General features: G+C 69.3%; 16 protein-coding genes. 2 read left to right on the top strand and 14 right to left on the bottom strand.

Going from position 1 to position 15,544, the window contains the following annotated elements; genetic code table 11:
- Nucleotides 1-6: 6 nt before the first annotated feature.
- Entirely contained in the window at nucleotides 7-870 is an 864-nt protein-coding gene (locus NWFMUON74_RS02425; RefSeq protein WP_187686377.1) for a MaoC/PaaZ C-terminal domain-containing protein, read from the top strand.
- Between the two features lie 371 nt (nucleotides 871-1,241).
- On the opposite strand, the gene NWFMUON74_RS02420 is transcribed toward NWFMUON74_RS02425, so the two are convergent.
- From NWFMUON74_RS02420 to NWFMUON74_RS02390, 7 genes are all read right to left on the bottom strand, one after another.
- Nucleotides 1,242-1,703, bottom strand: coding sequence for a hypothetical protein (locus tag NWFMUON74_RS02420; RefSeq protein ID WP_187686376.1), 462 nt, complete (start codon nucleotides 1,701-1,703; stop codon nucleotides 1,242-1,244).
- Nucleotides 1,700-2,974 (bottom strand): DUF58 domain-containing protein, encoded by a 1,275-nt coding sequence (locus tag NWFMUON74_RS02415; protein ID WP_187686375.1) that lies wholly within the window; start codon nucleotides 2,972-2,974, stop codon nucleotides 1,700-1,702. The genes NWFMUON74_RS02420 and NWFMUON74_RS02415 overlap by 4 nt, the downstream gene beginning before the upstream one ends.
- Nucleotides 2,971-3,933, bottom strand: a complete 963-nt coding sequence (locus tag NWFMUON74_RS02410) for an AAA family ATPase (protein ID WP_187686374.1) — start codon at nucleotides 3,931-3,933, stop codon at nucleotides 2,971-2,973. Before NWFMUON74_RS02410 ends, NWFMUON74_RS02415 begins: the two co-directional genes overlap by 4 nt.
- A 37-nt stretch (nucleotides 3,934-3,970) precedes the next feature.
- Complete coding sequence (locus NWFMUON74_RS02405; protein WP_187686373.1) at nucleotides 3,971-4,498, bottom strand: hypothetical protein; 528 nt, start codon at nucleotides 4,496-4,498, stop codon at nucleotides 3,971-3,973.
- Nucleotides 4,495-5,442: a DUF4129 domain-containing protein gene (locus tag NWFMUON74_RS02400; RefSeq protein ID WP_187686372.1), complete on the bottom strand. Its 948-nt coding sequence runs from the start codon at nucleotides 5,440-5,442 to the stop codon at nucleotides 4,495-4,497. The genes NWFMUON74_RS02405 and NWFMUON74_RS02400 overlap by 4 nt, the downstream gene beginning before the upstream one ends.
- Nucleotides 5,443-5,645: 203 nt before the next feature.
- Nucleotides 5,646-6,668, bottom strand: a complete 1,023-nt coding sequence (zapE, locus tag NWFMUON74_RS02395; protein WP_187686371.1) for a cell division protein ZapE — start codon at nucleotides 6,666-6,668, stop codon at nucleotides 5,646-5,648.
- Nucleotides 6,669-6,767: 99 nt separating this feature from the next.
- Nucleotides 6,768-7,157 carry a winged helix-turn-helix transcriptional regulator gene (locus NWFMUON74_RS02390; RefSeq protein WP_187686370.1) on the bottom strand — a complete coding sequence of 130 codons (390 nt, stop codon included), beginning with the start codon at nucleotides 7,155-7,157 and terminating at the stop codon, nucleotides 6,768-6,770.
- A 60-nt stretch (nucleotides 7,158-7,217) separates the two neighbouring features.
- On the opposite strand from NWFMUON74_RS02390, the gene NWFMUON74_RS02385 reads away from it, so the two are divergent.
- On the top strand, nucleotides 7,218-7,874 hold the full coding sequence (locus tag NWFMUON74_RS02385; RefSeq protein WP_187686369.1) for a nitroreductase family protein: 657 nt from the start codon (nucleotides 7,218-7,220) through the stop codon (nucleotides 7,872-7,874).
- On the opposite strand, the gene NWFMUON74_RS02380 is transcribed toward NWFMUON74_RS02385, so the two are convergent.
- The 7 genes from NWFMUON74_RS02380 to NWFMUON74_RS02350 all read right to left on the bottom strand — a co-directional run bounded on the left by NWFMUON74_RS02380 (nucleotide 7,865) and on the right by NWFMUON74_RS02350 (nucleotide 15,460).
- Nucleotides 7,865-8,254 carry a hypothetical protein gene (locus NWFMUON74_RS02380; RefSeq protein ID WP_187686368.1) on the bottom strand — a complete coding sequence of 130 codons (390 nt, stop codon included), beginning with the start codon at nucleotides 8,252-8,254 and terminating at the stop codon, nucleotides 7,865-7,867. The genes NWFMUON74_RS02385 and NWFMUON74_RS02380 overlap by 10 nt on opposite strands.
- Before the next feature lie 87 nt (nucleotides 8,255-8,341).
- A complete protein-coding gene (locus NWFMUON74_RS02375; protein WP_187686367.1) occupies nucleotides 8,342-9,517 on the bottom strand; it encodes a lipid-transfer protein in 1,176 nt (391 codons plus the stop codon).
- Nucleotides 9,514-9,948 carry a MaoC family dehydratase gene (locus tag NWFMUON74_RS02370; RefSeq protein WP_187686366.1) on the bottom strand — a complete coding sequence of 145 codons (435 nt, stop codon included), beginning with the start codon at nucleotides 9,946-9,948 and terminating at the stop codon, nucleotides 9,514-9,516. The genes NWFMUON74_RS02375 and NWFMUON74_RS02370 overlap by 4 nt, the downstream gene beginning before the upstream one ends.
- Complete coding sequence (locus NWFMUON74_RS02365) at nucleotides 9,945-10,838, bottom strand: bifunctional MaoC family dehydratase N-terminal/OB-fold nucleic acid binding domain-containing protein (RefSeq protein WP_187688877.1); 894 nt, start codon at nucleotides 10,836-10,838, stop codon at nucleotides 9,945-9,947. The genes NWFMUON74_RS02370 and NWFMUON74_RS02365 overlap by 4 nt, the downstream gene beginning before the upstream one ends.
- Before the next feature lie 60 nt (nucleotides 10,839-10,898).
- Complete coding sequence (locus NWFMUON74_RS02360; RefSeq protein WP_187686365.1) at nucleotides 10,899-12,068, bottom strand: acyl-CoA dehydrogenase family protein; 1,170 nt, start codon at nucleotides 12,066-12,068, stop codon at nucleotides 10,899-10,901.
- Nucleotides 12,053-13,198 (bottom strand): acyl-CoA dehydrogenase family protein, encoded by a 1,146-nt coding sequence (locus NWFMUON74_RS02355; RefSeq protein WP_187686364.1) that lies wholly within the window; start codon nucleotides 13,196-13,198, stop codon nucleotides 12,053-12,055. The genes NWFMUON74_RS02360 and NWFMUON74_RS02355 overlap by 16 nt, the downstream gene beginning before the upstream one ends.
- Nucleotides 13,199-13,225: 27 nt before the next feature.
- Nucleotides 13,226-15,460 carry an acyl-CoA dehydrogenase family protein gene (locus tag NWFMUON74_RS02350; RefSeq protein WP_187686363.1) on the bottom strand — a complete coding sequence of 745 codons (2,235 nt, stop codon included), beginning with the start codon at nucleotides 15,458-15,460 and terminating at the stop codon, nucleotides 13,226-13,228.
- Between the last annotated feature and the right edge of the window lie 84 nt (nucleotides 15,461-15,544).

Genomic DNA, 15,544 nt, shown 5'->3' with positions numbered 1-15,544 from the left:
AGAACAATGCCGATCGATCCGAAAGTCGCACTGGGCGCGGCACTTCCGACGCAGGAGTTCGCGTGGACCCCGTCGGATGTGCAGCTGTACCACCTGGGGCTCGGCGCGGGTACCCGCTGGACGGACCCGGGCGAACTGCGCTATCTCGACGACCGCGAACCGCAGGTGCTGCCGACGTTCGCGACCGTCGCGCACACGCTGCGGATGACCGATCCGCCGAAGGTCAGTTTCCCCGGTGTGGAGATCGACCTGGCCAAGGTGGTACACGCCAGCCAGGAGATCGTCACGCATCGCCCGATTCCGGCCGCGGGCAAGGCCACCAGCACCGGCCGGATCAGTGAGATCTGGGACAAGGGCGCGGCCGCGGTGATCGTGCAGGAGACCACCGTCACCGGCTCGGACGGCGATCCGCTGTGGACGGCCCGCTCATCCATCTTCGCCAAGGGCGAGGGCGGGTTCGGCGGCGAGCGCGGACCCAGCACCAAGTCCGAATTGCCGGACCGCGCACCGGATTTCGACGTCACCACGCCGACATTGCCGCAGCAGGCGCTGCTCTATCGGCTGTGCGGTGACCGCAATCCGCTGCATTCGGACCCCGAATTCGCCCGTGCCGCAGGGTTTCCCAACCCGATCCTGCACGGGCTGTGCACCTACGGCCTGGTCTGCAAGACGGCCACCGATACCGTGCTGAACTCGGATGCCGTGCGGGTCACGGGATTCCGGGGGCGGTTCGCGGGGGTGCTGTATCCCGGGGAGACGATCCGCTCGCGGATCTGGCTGGACAACAACGAACTGACCATCGCCGCCACCGTGGTGGAACGCGAGAACGCCCCGGTGCTCGGCGATGTGAAACTCACGTTCTCGGACTGATCCCGGAAAGCGTTCGCCGCCCGGTGCGGACGGTCGCGCGGCGGCCGGAAACCGCTGTGCGATCGATCCCGCTGGGCGGCGGACCATCGTGCCGGATCAGGGCACGATCACTCGGCGTCCGGGAAACCCGTCGCGAACAGGACGGCGATGGCGACGGAGCAGACGACGGCAACAATCGGAATAACCCACATACATCAGACACTACAAGCTGTAGTACTCAGCGGCACTTACGGAAGGCCAGGCTGTGGCCAGACACACAGCTCCCCGCGGGCCCGTGGACGACAAGCAGGCCGCCGGGCGCACTCAGCGCCGACGCCGCACCAACCCATCCGCACAGCACCTTTCACACTGCGCGGGCGCGCCGGGACACCTCACGCGTTACCGCTCGGGCGCGGCTCACTCGCATCATCACCCCGTCCGATGGTCAAGCCCTGGATGACCAGCGCGTACAGCAGGATCACCAGCACCGGTGCGGCCAGCGGCACCCAGGCCAGATGGACCGGGACCAGGGTGGCGGCGACCGCGGCGGCGGCGAACAGCAGCGCGCCGGTGACCGAGGGCAGCGTGGTCGGCACCACGCCGCTGGGCGCGTGCACCGTGGCGGTGTTGAGCAGGTAGGTGGTCGCCACCAGGCCCGTCGCCGCCGCGGCCAGCGCGCCAGTGTCGTCCCAGGCCAGCGCGCCCAGCGCTACCAGCGCGGCCCCGACCGCGCACACCCGGAACCGCCACCCCAGCACCACCAGCGCGCCCGCGCCGAGCGCCGCCCACGGCAGCACGATCGCCACGGCCGCGGTCAGCAGCAGCCCGGACAGCACCGCGAGGAATCTGGTCATCGCTTCACCCGCACCACACGGCGGTGCTCGGGCAGCAACCGCATCACCTGATCGAGCCGGGTGTCGGCCGGCCAGGCCACGATGTCGACCCCGACCGTGCTCATGTCCCGATACATCGAGGTCCGTTCCAGCTGCCACATGCGCGCCAGCGTGGGATCGAGGTCCTCGTAGAAGGGCGCGCCGCGCAGCACGTCGACCACCACCACGACGTGCCCGCGCTTGCGCAGGTCGATCAGGGCCAGCGCGAACTGGGTGTCCAGCAGCGTCGAGAACGCCACCACGATCGCGCCGAGCGGCACCGCGGTGTGCGGGGCCAGCGTGCCCTGGGTCGGAATGTGCTCGTCGCCGACCTCGAGCACGGTGTCGACGATGCGATAGAACTGCCGTCGGCCGATGTCGGGCCGCAGCCAGCGCGGCACCTGGCCCAGGCACACCACGGCGGTGCGGTCACCAGCCTGCAGCGCCGACTGCGCTACCTGCGCGGCGCCGCGCACCGACAGCTCCAGCGAATCGGCGGCGGGGCCGGGCGCCTGCTGCGAAGTGTCCACCAGCACAACGACATCCGCGGCCCGGTTGGTGAGTCGCTCGGTGACGTAGAGGCGACCGCGCCGCGCGCTGACCGCCCAGTTCACCGTGCGCAGCTGGTCACCCGGCGCGTAGGCGCGGATGTCGGCGTACTCCACGCCCGGCCCGTGCCGCCGGGTCAGGTGGGTGCCGATGCGTTCGGGATAGTCGGTGCGCGGCAACTTCATTCGCTGCGGATCGGCGATCGGGTACACGTACACGTCACCGGCCGGAAGCGTCACCGACGCGACCGCCAGCCCGGCCGGACTGAGCGCGGTGACCCGTACCGACACCGGATAGCGGCCCCAGCGCGCGGTCGACAACGCCAGGCGCAGGCCCGCCGGGGCCGGGCCGGAATCGACGGCCTGTTCCACCCGCACCTCGAGGCCGTGGGTCTCGTTCGGTCGGCAGCGCAGCAGGGCGTGTCCCTCGTCCACGAAGGCGGCGACGTCCATCACCACCTCCTCGGATTCGAAGCAGCGCAGCACACCCGAGCCGTCGACCTGAATTCTGGTGCGCGCCACCTGCCACGGTGCGGTCGCGAGCACACCGAGCATCGGGGCCGCGAACACGATCAGCTGCCACCGCCCGAGCATGACCGCCACGGCCAGCGCCGGAGCCGCCGCGGCGGCGAGCATGAAGACCAGCGGCGCGGGCCGCCAGCGTAGTTCGGCGTCGGCGGCCGAGCTGGTATCCCGATGCCTCATGTGACCGTGGCGCGGGGGACCGGAAGGCGGCGCAGCAGTTCGGCGATGACGTCCTCGCCGCGGATGCGCCGCACCCACATCTCCGGGCGCAGCGTGATGCGGTGCGACATGGCCGGAATCGCCAGGGCCTTCACGTCTTCGGGGACCACGTAGTCCCGCGCCATCAGCAGCGCCCGGGCGCGCGCCATCTGCACCAGATCCAGTTCGGCGCGCGGGCTGGCGCCGACCTCCACCTGTGGATGGTTGCGGGTCGCGGCGGCCAACGCCACGACGTAGGTGACGACATCCGGGTGCACGGTGACGAATTCGACCGCCTGCCGCATCTCCAGCAGGCCCTGCGCGTCCACCACCTGACCGACTTGCGGTGGTACCGCGCCACGCTCGAGCCGGCGGCGGATCATCTGGGTCTCGTCCTGCTCGGAGAGGTAGCCCAGCCGCAGCTGCATGGCGAAGCGGTCCAGCTGCGCCTCGGGCAACGGGTAGGTTCCCTCGTACTCGATCGGGTTGTCGGTGGCCATCACGATGAAAGGGGTTGGCAGCGGGAACGTTTCGCCGTCGATGCTGACCTGGCCCTCGGCCATCGCCTCCAGCAGCGCCGCCTGGGTCTTGGGCGGGGTGCGATTGATCTCGTCGGCCAGCAGCATATTGGTGAATACCGGGCCGCGGCGGAAATTGAAACGACCGGAATTCATATCGTAGATCGTGGAGCCGATCAGATCGGCGGGCAACAGATCCGGCGTGAACTGCACCCGGGTGAATTGCAAACCGAGTGCGGCCGCGAAGGACCGGGCGATGAGCGTCTTGCCCAGGCCCGGTAGGTCCTCGATCAGGATGTGGCCGCCGGAGAGCACCGCGATCATGATCAATTGCAGCTCTTCGCGTTTGCCCACCACGACGCGCGCGATCTCCCGCAGCACCGCCTCGGTGCGCTTGATGGTCACGTCCATCGGCGTCGTCATACTTGAACTCATTCGTCTCGCACTCGTCTCTGAGCTTTCACATGGACTGCAGGCGGCGCAGGATCTCGTCCAGCGCCGCGCGCCCGGGGGCGCGGGTGTTCTGGTCGCGTGTCGCCGAATTCGCCGGATCGACCCAGCGCCATAATTCGGGCCCGAACAGCAGTTGCCCGGCCGCCTCGGTGGCGCGCCGGTTCTTCGTGATCCGGTGCCCGCTGGACAGTTCGAATTCCTTGGCCAGCAGAGGCCGCAGATAGCGATCCCAGTCGGCGCGGGAGCCGTCGGCGCGTTCGGCGAGCATCTGGGCGCGGGCCCGCCAGCGGCGCAACATCTCCGCGGGACCGTTGTCGATCTCGTCGTCGGCCGGGCCGTCCAGGGTCGGTGCGCGCCTGCGCTCGGCCAGCGATCTCACCAGCAGAACCAGGGCGATCAGCACGGGAATTCCGGCGAGCAGCGGCAGGGCGTCGCGCTGTTCGCCGAGCGCTGTCGCCTCGACGGCCACGACCACCACGATGGCACCACCGGTGATCACCCGGCGCCGCGATTTCGCCGGGGCGGGCACGTTCATAATCGTTCTCCCTGCAAATCGTTCAGCACGATTCGCAACAGCTGCTCGGCGCGCATCCGCTGCCATTCCAGCATCGCGTGCGGGCTGAAACGGGCCTCCTCGAACAGCGCGACCAGTTCCCGGGCCGACGCGTCGTGCAGGGCGCCGCGCTCGAAGGCGCGCGCCAGCACCTCCGACGGCGTGTCGGAGACCAGCGGCGCCACCTCGCGGGCCTTGGCGAGGCCGCGTTCCATGGCGACGTAACAGGCGATGATCGCGGTGCGGGCGTCCTGGCCCGAGGCGATCATCGCGGCCAGACCCATCTCGGCCACGTCGGCCAGTGAGACCGGCGGTTCCGCGGGTTTCGGCTCGGCCGCGGCCGCCCGCGCCACCGGGCGGCGGCGCGTGCCGATCGCGACCACGACCAGGCCGACGACGGCCGTCGCGACCAGCGCGACCGCCGCGCCGCCGACGAACACCATGGCGCGGCCACTGAGTTCCGGAGTTCCCGAGAACGGTTGCGGCGTCGGCGGCGGGGTCTCCACGGGGGCGGTCGGAGTGGGTCGGGCGGCGGGCGGCTGCGGCCGCACCTGCGTGTCCGGGCCGCCGGTCAGCAGGTACACCAGCCACGCCAGGGCCGCGAACAGCGCGATCACGGCCAGGCCGACCAGCATCATCAGGCCGAATCGGCGTAATTGCCACGGCTGCCGCTCGGTGTCGCGCTCCGCGTCCGGCATGGCCAGCGGCAAACGATGCTGGCTGGTGATCACGCCGGCCAGCAGGATCACCACCGACACCAGCGACAGCACCGGCATCAGCGCGACGGCGACCGCCGAGGGCGGCGACACCGCGTGCGGCCCACCGGTGCCCGGCACGAATCCGCGCAGCGCGAGGACGGCCATCGCCAGCAACGCGACCGACCCGATCGCGCGCGGTATCGCCGATCCCACCACGCCCACGGGCATCTCCCAGAACCTCGGTACTGCGCAAACTCCGCACATCGTTACATGCCGAATGGTCCGTCAGGACGGAAATGAAAAACCCGGCGTAACGGAATTCTGCTCATCCCACACGCGGGAAGTCGAATCCCGGAAAAATTGTGAGACCCCACAATTCTTCCGATCGGCAATTTATCTGCGACACAAGGGTTTACCCAGGTCGCGCCCCCTTATGCCGCGGCCCGCCCGCCGACCGGCAACTCGCGCAGCCGGCTGGCGATCCGAGCCAGGTCCGGCACGTGCGCGACGTCGCGGGAGAGCTCGGGCAGCGGCGCCGCGGCGTGGACGGTGAGCGGCACATCCGCGTCGTAGAGGATGTCGACCAGATTCACGAAGCGGGTGACGTGGTCCGTGGGGACCGTGCGCAATTCGGGGACGCCGCACAGCGTCCAGTGGCGGTAACGCGTGGTGAGTTCGAGATAGTCCGCGGCGGACAGCGCGGTGCCGCAGAGTTCGGCGAAGTCGGCTGTCAGGGAACCATTTTCGGCATGGTGGGCGTGGAGGTGGCGGTGGGCTGTCGGGATCGCCACGCGCGCTCGTGGTGCGATGTTCATCGGTGAACGAGCGACGTGGGCCGGTTCGGCAGTCCCGGGCGGGATCTCGGGCAGCGTGGCAGCGTACGGCGACGCACCGATCAGATAGCTCCCCGAGGCGAAACCCGTTCGCCGCCCGCGCAACTCGCGATAGTCCCGTGGCCCGTCGAGGGTCAGCACGTCCAGGTGCGCGCGTATCCGCGCGATGGTCGGCAGAAACCGTTCGTGGAACAGCGGATTCGGCAACAACTCGTCCGGAGCGTAGTTCGAGGTGACCACGAGCAGGACGGACCGCGCGAACAGCGCATCCAGCAGCCGCGCCATGAGCATGGCATCCCCGATGTCATGGACGTGAAACTCGTCGAAGCACACCAGCTCGGCATCACCCAGCACGGCATCCACCGCCCGGTCGATCGAACCGAGTTCCGCCACAGCACCGTGCAACCCCGCGAAGAACCCATGAAAGTGGTAGCGCCGCTTACGTTTCGACCCCACCCCGGCGAAGAACCGATCCATCAACATGGTCTTCCCCCGCCCGGGCCGCCCGTACAGATAGATCCCCCGAGGCCGCCACCGCCATCGCCCGACCCGAGCACCCACCTCCCCCAGCCGCACCGCCACCGCCCGCTGCCCGGCATCCAGCGCGATATCCCCGTTCATGCCCGTCATCCTCCACTCACCGCCGAGTTACCTCTATATTTGTAGAGACCCGACAGGCGCAGCGGGACCGAAGGTGACGACATCCACACCGCCCGGCGATCAGGCCCGTTCTGCGCGGGCTCGCGCGGATTCGATGTGGTTGATGTTGGACTCGATCCATTCGCGCAGGGCGGCGATGGGAGTCCGGAGGCTGTGACCCAAAGGGGTGAGGGCGTATTCGACCTTCGGGGGGATGGTGGGGTGGACGGTGCGGGTGAGGAAACCGTCGGCCTCGAGGTCGCGGAGGGTCTGGGTGAGCATTTTCTGGGAGATGCCGTCGATGCGGCGTTGCAGGTCGGTGTAGCGGAGGGTGCCGTCGGCGAGGGCGTCGACTATGAGGACCGTCCACTTGCCCGCGATGCGGTCGAGGACGCGGCGGGTGGGGCAGCGGGCGGAGTAGATGTCGGCGGGCAGGCCCGACGATTCGACGTAGTTACGCACCCTGGTCATCGTAGCGCACAAAAAGGTGCCTTCTTCCGAAAAGCGTGCCACTCTCCGATAGTTTGTTATATGGAGACACAAGCACTTTCGGTTCCCGAAGCCATTCGCACCCGCCGCACCGTTCGGCACTACCGCCCCGATCCCGTCGACCCCGCCGTCCTGGACGAGGTGCTGGAACTCGCGGTACAGGCACCGAGCGCCTGGAACATGCAGGACCGGTCGATAGTCGTGGTGAGCAGCGAGGCAGGTCGGAATCGCCTGTCGCAGGCCGCATTCGGCCAACCGCAGCCGCGAGAGGCCCCGGTGGCCCTGGTCTTCGTCGCCGACGCCACAGCATGGGAAGCGCCAAACACCGACATCGCCGCCACCGCCGCCCGCAACGGCGCCTGGAACGCCGAGTTCACCGCCCTGTTCGACAGTCGCGCCGAATACCACGACCTGCGCGAGCGCGGCCTACTCCGCGAGAACGCGGTGAAGAACGCCATGATCGCCGCCACCTACACCATGCTCGCGGCAACCGCCCTCGGCCTGGCCTCCGCCCCGATGAACGGCTGGGACCCCCACCTGGTCAAACAAGCGATCGGCATCGAAGACCGAGACAACCTAGCCATCGCGGTAATCGTGACCATCGGCCACGCCGCCACCGCCCCCCAACACCCCGGCCGCCGAACCCGCAACCGAATCGTCTTCACCGAGCGCTACCCCGCACAGCGAGATTATTCGTAGGCGTTCGACGGGGCCGGTCGGGTGGGGACCTGGGTGATGCGGGCGTCGGTGGCGATGCCTATCTGGCCCAGCGTGAACGGGTTCATGCAGTCGCGGTGCGGGGAGGTGAAGATCGGGTCCAGAGAGGGGTCGGTGTGGCCGACGACCGATTTGTAGTACGGCCCGAACGGCTGGCCGCCCGAGATGCTCATGCCGAAGCAGTCGACTTCGAGGATGTAGGTGCCGTCCCCACCGCAATGAGCCGTCGCCCCGCTCCACGACCGATCCAGCGTGCATCCCTGCGGCTCCGCCGTCGCCGGTCCCGCCACGATCGTGCCGATCGCCGCACCACCCGCAACGAGCACAGCCGCACCGATAGTCCGCCACTTCACATTCGCCATCAGCTCTCCCCTGTCCACGGCCGACCAAGCGGTCCGGCGGCCCCACCATACCGTCCGGAAGTATCCCGTGACGACTGGTTGCGGGGGTCAGGCGGCGGTCAGTACCAAACCGGATGTCGGGACGCCTGTGCCTGCGGTTACGGCTATGTTGTGCAGGTTCTCGACCTGGTTCACCGACGTGCCGCGGATTTGGCGGACGGCTTCGGCTATGCCGTTCATGCCGTGGATGTAGGCCTCGCCGAGTTGGCCGCCGTGGGTGTTGAGGGGGAGGCGGCCGCCCAGTTCTATGGCGCCGTCGGCGATGAAGTCCTTGGCTTCGCCCCGGGGGCAGAAGCCGAGTTCCTCCAGTTGCATGAGGACGAAGGGGGTGAAGTGGTCGTAGAGGATGGCGGCTTGCATGTCTTCGGGGCGCAGGCCGCTCTGGGACCAGAGTTGGTCGCCGACCAGGCCCATTTCGGGCAGGCCCGTCATGGCGTCGCGGTAGTAGCTGGTCATGACGTATTGGTCGGCGCCGGAACCCTGTGCGGCAGCGGCGATTACGGCCGCGGGCTGCGGCAGGTCGCGGGCGCGTTCGACGCTGGTGACCACGATCGCCACGCCACCGTCGGTCTCCTGGCAGCAGTCCAGCAGGTGCAGCGGTTCGGCGATCCAGCGCGAATTCTGGTGTTCTTCCAGGGTGATCGGTTTGCCGTAGAAGTGCGCCGCCGGATTCACCGCCGCGTGCTTGCGGTCGGCCACCGCTATCGTGCCGAAATCGGCACTGGTGGCGCCGTATACGTGCATGTACCGGCGAGCGACCATGGCGACCTGCGCGGCCGGAGTACCCAGTCCCTGCGGATACGCCCACGCGGCGTCGACACCCGAAGACGTTGCCGCCGAGGCCAAGTGCGTGGCGAACTGACCGAACCGATGACCCGAGCGCTCGTTGAAGGCACGGTAGGCCACGACCACGTCGGCCACTCCGGTCGCCACGGCCATCGCCGCCTGCTGCACGGTCGCGCAGGCCGCACCGCCGCCGAACGGAATGTTGCTGAAGAACTTCAGGTTCGGGATGCCCGCCGCCCGCGCCACCGCGGCTTGGGTGTTGGTGTCCATCGTGAAGGTGGTCAGGCCGTCCACATCCGCGGGCTTCAGCCCGGCATCGTGCAGCGCGGCGGTGACCGCCTCCGCCGCCAGCCGCAGCTCGCTACGCCCCGACTGCTTGGAGAAGTCGGTCGCGCCGATACCGACGATGGCGGCTTTCCCGCCGAGTGAATTGCTCACGCCTGCTCCTGTGTGTTGCGGGACGCCGTCTCCGGCACCGCGACAACGGCTTTCGCCGTGATGTGATCACCGAGGCTGTCCCGCCCGACCACCTCGACGTGGATCTCCTCGCCCTCGACCGCGGTCACGGTGCCGGTGAGGGTGAGGGTGTCGCCGGCGTAGAGCGGTACGCCCAGCCGCAGCGCGAGCGATTTCACGCGTGCACCCGGTCCGGCCCAGTCGGTGACGAACCGCTGTACCAGCCCGGTGTCGGTGAGGATGTTGACGAAGATGTCCTTGGAGCCGCGCTCGACGGCCTTGTCCCGATCGTGGTGCACGTCCTGGAAGTCCCTGGTAGCCAGGGCGGTGCTGATCACGAACGTGGGATCGGCGTGAATGGTCAACTCGGGCAGCGTGGTTCCCACCCGCACGGCCCCCAGCGTCGCGGTCATGCGCTCACCTTCCAGTACGGCACGGTGTTGTCGTCGTCGAGCCGCTCGAAGGCCACCTCGACCGGCTGTCCGATCCGAACCGCGTCGGGCGCGACGCCGCGCAGTTCGCCGAGTACCCGCACGCCCTCCTCGAGTTCGACCAGCGCCACCACGTAGGGCAGTTGCCGTCCAGGCACTTTCGGCGCGTGATGCACCACGTAGCTGAACACCGTGCCACGCCCCGAGGCCACCACGTAGTCCGGCGGCGCGTCCTTGTCCGCCCACAGCGCGGGCACGGGCGGATGCCGCAGTGTGCCGTCGGGCAGCCGCTGGATTCGCAGCTCGCCGGCTCTCGCGCCCGCCCAGAAGAATTCGGTGTCCTGAGAGATGGTCGGCCTGGCGCGTTTGCTCGGGTCGTCCTGCGGCTGAGCGGGTTTCGCCGTGCCGGGCGCGAACTTCAACATCCGGAACGCCATCTCGGTGACCGGCTCGTCGCCGACGTACCAGGTCAGAATGTAGGTCGCGAACCAGCCCTCGCCGAGCGCGGTGCGCTTGGGCCCCACCAGATCTCGCAGCCGGGTGCGCGCCTGCACCCGCTCACCGACCGTCAGATAACGGTGGTAGGTCTGCTCGCAGTTGGTCGCGACCACCGAGGTGTAGCCGGCGGCGTCGAGCAGGTCGTTGACCGCGTTCATCGGGTCGTCGGCCGGGCGCGCGCCGTGCAGGCCGGGCATCGTCCACACCTGCGCCATGGCGGGCGGCGCGACGATGCCCGGATGTCCGGCGGCCTTGGCGGCGGCCTCGTCGACGTAGATCGGGTTGGCGTCGCCGATCGCCTCGACCCAGTTGTTGATCATGGGTTGGTTGACGGGGTCGCGCGCCACCCGCGGCGCGCACTCCCCCGCCCGCATGATTCGTTCCCCGGCGGCGACGATCTCGTCCGCTGTCACGGTTTCCGGCACTGGAAACTCCTATCTCGGTACACGCGGCAGGTTCAGCCCGGCGGTGGCGATGAGTTCACGCATGACCTCGTTGACCCCGCCGCCGAAGGTCACCACCAGGTTCTGCTTGGTGCGGCGGTCCAGCCAGTCCAATAGCTCACCGGTGGCGTCATCGGCCGGATCGCCGTAGCGCCCGACGATCTCCTCCGCCAGCCGCCCGGCCTCCTGCAGCGATTCGGTCGAATAGACCTTCGTCGCCGAGGCATCCGCGATCACCCCGGCCGGGTCGTCGGCCGGGTGATCCGCGTCGGCGGCGACCTGCCAGTTCAGCAGTTCGTTGAGCCGGACCATCGCGTGCATGCGGCCCAGCGACCGCCGCACGTCCGGCTCGCCGAGCACACCCTGCCGCCGCGCCCAATCGTGCGCGCGGTCGTAGAGCTGTTCGATCTTCCCGGAGGGACCCAGGCTGACCCGCTCGTGGTTGAGCTGAGTGGTGATCAGCTTCCAGCCGCGGTTCTCCTCGCCGACGAGCATGTCGGCCGGGACCCGCACATTGTCGAAGTAGGTGGCGTTGGTGTGGTGCGCGCCGTCGCAGGTGATGATCGGCGTCCACGAGTAGCCGGGATCCTTGGTGTCCACGATCAGGATCGTGATGCCGCGATGCCGCGACTCGACCGAACCGGTCCGGCAGGCCAGCCACACGTAGTCGGCCTCGTGCGCGCCGGTGGTGAAGATCTTCTGCCCGTTGACGATCCAGTCGCCGTTGGCGTCGCGCACCGCGCTGGTGCGCAGGCTGGCCAGGTCGGTGCCGGCCTCCGGCTCGGAATAGCCGATCGCGAAATGCACGTCACCGGCGAGGATCGCGGGCAGGAACTTCTTCTTCTGTTCCGGGGTGCCGAACTGCTGCAGGGTCGGGCCGACCGTCATCAGCGTCACCAGCGGCAGCGGCACATCCGCCCGGGCCGCCTCGTTGTAGAAGATCTGCTGTTCGACGGGGCCGAAACCCTGGCCGCCGTACTCTTTCGGCCAGCCCACGCCGAGCCGGCCGTCGCGGCCCATGCGCCGCACCACCGCACGGTAGGCGTCGCCGTGCCGGTTCACCGACATCTCCGCCGCCTCCTCCGGCGTCACGAGATCGGCGAAGTAGGAACGTAATTCGTCACGCAGCCGGCGCTGCTCGGCCGTCAGGTCGATGAACATCTGGCTCCCAATCGATCCAGCCGGAACGACGCGCCGCCGAGCCAGCGGGCGATGTCCTTGGCCTGTGAGTAGTAGCGATGCAGGGGGTGGGTCATGTCCACCCCGATACCGCCGTGCAGGTGGTGACACTTCTGCATGGCCACGGGCAAGTCCGAGGCCACGCAGTAGGCCAGCACATCGAGATCGTCGTCGACGCGGTGTTCGTCTGCGCCGCCTCCGGCGTCGCGGGCCGCGGCCCCCTGAGGCTCGGTCCTTCCCTCCTCCGCTCCGCCAGTCCAGGACCGAGCCGGGCCGCGGTTGAGGTATTCCGCCAGAGCCCAATTGGCGGACAGGGCGGCGGCGTGCAGCGTTCGCGAGACGACGTAGACGTCGGCGATCTGCTGCGCCACCGCCTGGAATTCGGCCAGCGGGCGGCCGAACTGCCGGCGGGTGCGGACATGCTCGGCGGTGAGCGTGAGCACGCCCTTCAGCAGCCCGTCGGCGACCGAGCCGATCGACGCCAGAGCCAGGCGGTGCAGGTCGTCGAGGCCCTCGGGCAGCAGCTGCCCGGCCGGGATCTCGGCCCGGTCCAGCGACACCGAGAACTCCGGTGCGCCGGTAGAGGCGGGCGTCTCCCGCACCGTGACACCCGGTGTGCCCGCTTCCACCACGGCGATGCCGGAATCGGTCGGGATCAGCAGCCACCCGGCCCGATCCGCGTACGGCACGGCCACCTTACGGCCGCTGACCCGCACCACGTCGCCGTCGGCCACGGCCGTCGTCACCGGCTGCACGGCGAACGGCGCACCGGGCTCGTGCAGCGCCGCCGTGAGTACCGTGCCCGCGGCGACGGCCGGAAACACCTTGTCCGCCAGCGCTTCCGGGGCTCGCCGCAGCAGCGGCAGCACGCCGAAGCCGAGCGTGGCCAGCGCGGGCGCCTGCACGGCATCGGTCGCCAGCTCGGTCAGCATGGCCGAGACCTCCGGCAGTCCCATGCCGTCGCCGCCGTAGCGCTCTGGTAGGGCGACTGCCAGGAGACCGCTGTCGACAATGTTCGGCCACAATTCGATATCGCGGGCGTCGGTGTGTTCCAGCAAACTTACGACAACCTCGGCGACAGCGTCCTGGCTCTCGTCCCTGTTGAAGTCCAATGCAATGCTCCCGTGTGAGGTGTGGACTTAGCCGTGCGATTCGCGCGGGAGCCCGAGAATCCGTTCCCCGGCCACGGTCAGCAGGATCTGCTCGGTGCCCCCCGCGATCGACAAACAGCGCGTCAGCAGGAATTCTTTCACCACATCGGATTCCTGAGCGCCCGCCACTCCCGCGAGTTCGACGGCGAATTCCGCGACCGCCTGACGATGGCGGACACCGACCAGTTTGCGCACGCTGCTCTGTGGACCGGGGTCGATTCCGGCCAGTATCCGCTGCGCGGCCCTGGTCTCCAGCAACAATCCGGCGACCGATTCGGCGACCAGTGCTCCGAGGCGGTCGGCGATCAATTCCGCACCCGGCCCGGTTCGCGGCGCGATGGCGATGAGCCGCTCCAGCTCCGCGCCGATTCCGCTGCCGCCCATGGCGACTCGCTCGGCGGACAGGGTGGAGCGGGCGATCTTCCAGCCCGCGCCCAGCTCGCCGACCAGGCAGTCGTCGGGGACGAACACGTCGTCGAGGAACACCTCGGAGAACTTCGCCTCACCCGTGATCTGCACCAGCGGCCGGATATCGATACCCGGGCTGCTCATGTCGACCAGGAAGTAGCTGATCCCGCGATGCTTCGGCACGCTCGCATCGGTGCGGGCCAGGCAGATCGCCCAGTTGGCCACGTTCGCCAGCGAGGTCCAGACCTTCTGGCCGCGCAGCTTCCAGCCGCCCTCGACCCGGGTCGCGGTGGTGCGCAACGCGGCCAGATCCGACCCCGCCTCGGGCTCACTGAACAGCTGGCACCAGATCACCTCGCCGCGCTGCGTCGGATGCACGAAGCGCTCGATCTGTTCGGGGGTGCCGTGCTGCAGCAGCGTCGGCACCGCCCAGTTGCCGATCTGGATGTCCGGCACCGTGATTCCGGCGGCGCGCACCTGCTCGTCGATCAGCGTGCGCAGGATCGGCCCGGCCCCGCGGCCGTACGGTGGCGGCCAGTGCGGCGCCAGTAAACCGGTGTCCACCAAGGCGTCTCGCTGTTGCTCGGCGGGCAGCGCGCCGATTCGCGCCAGCTCCGCGGCCAGCTCGGCGGCTCCGGCCGCGTCCAAACCCAGTGCGTCCCAAGCCGCGCTCTCGGTCGCGGCGTCCGCGCCGAAGCCGAGATCGAGTCCCACCGTGCGCCGCCGCCCGGCGCGCACCAGCTCGGTCACGCGGGCCCGCCAGACCGCGCCGCCACCGAGCAGCTGGCGCAACGCCACCGCCCGGCGCAGATACAGATGCGCGTCGTGCTCCCAGGTGAAGCCGATGCCGCCGAGCACCTGGATGCAGTCCTTCGCCGTATCCACCGCCGCGTCCAGCGCGATCGACATCGCGATCGCGGCGGCCAGCGGTAGTTCGTCGCCGCGGTTGTCCACGGCCGCGGCGGCGTCGGCGGCGACCGCGCGAATCTGCTCGGCCCGGCACAGCATCCACGCGCACAGGTGCTTGACGGCCTGGAACTCACCGATCTTCCGGCCGAACTGCTCGCGCACCTTGGCGTACTCGGTCGCCGTCTCCAGGCACCAGCCGGCGATTCCCGCCAGCTCCGCGGCCACCAGCGCCGCTACCAGATCGCTTACGGCATAAGGCGGTTCGAAGATCCGCTCGGCCGCGACCCGGACGCCCGTGCACCGCACCCGCGCCAGCGGCGTGCTCGCGTCCAGCGGCGGCAGATCCTCGACCAGCAAGCCTTCGGCCCCCGCCTCGACGAGGCACCACAGCCGCCGCACGCCGGGGCCTTCCGCGTGCGACGCCGCGCCGGCCGGTTCGCCGGTCGCCGCTCGTGCCGCCTGCGCCGAAATCTCGACCGGCAGCAGCACGGCCGTGTCGGAGGCCGCGCCGAGCACCGTCTCCCAGGCTCCGGTCAGCTCGATGCCACCGGTTGTGTTGCCGGGCACCGCAACCGGGTCACCCAGCGCGAGCCCGCAGGGCGTATCCTCGTCCAGCACGCCGCCGGTAACGAGGCCGGCGAGCGCGGTCGTCGACACCGGCCCGCCCACCAGATCGTGCGCCGCCTGTTCGACCAACACGGCCAGATCGCCGACGGAACCGCCGGCACCCCCGGCGTCCTCGTCGACCGCGACGCGGAAGATGCCGAGCCCGACCAGACTCGGCCAGTACGCACGCCAGTACCCAGGCGTTCCGCCGCGCATTGTTGCAATCGGACGGACGGCCGCCGCCCATCCGCGCATCGACTCCTGAACGGCTTTATGCTCGTCAGTGGTGGCGATGGTCACACTGCCTCCCGCCTCTCCGGCGTGACTCCCACACCTAGAACATGTTCTAATATCCCCGTCGGGCGGAAGTCAAGACACCGCCGG

Source organism: Nocardia wallacei (assembly GCF_014466955.1).
Lineage (GTDB): Bacteria > Actinomycetota > Actinomycetes > Mycobacteriales > Mycobacteriaceae > Nocardia > Nocardia wallacei.
The sequence above is the reverse complement of the archived record's forward strand: the minus strand, read 5'-3'. Positions and strand labels throughout refer to the sequence as shown.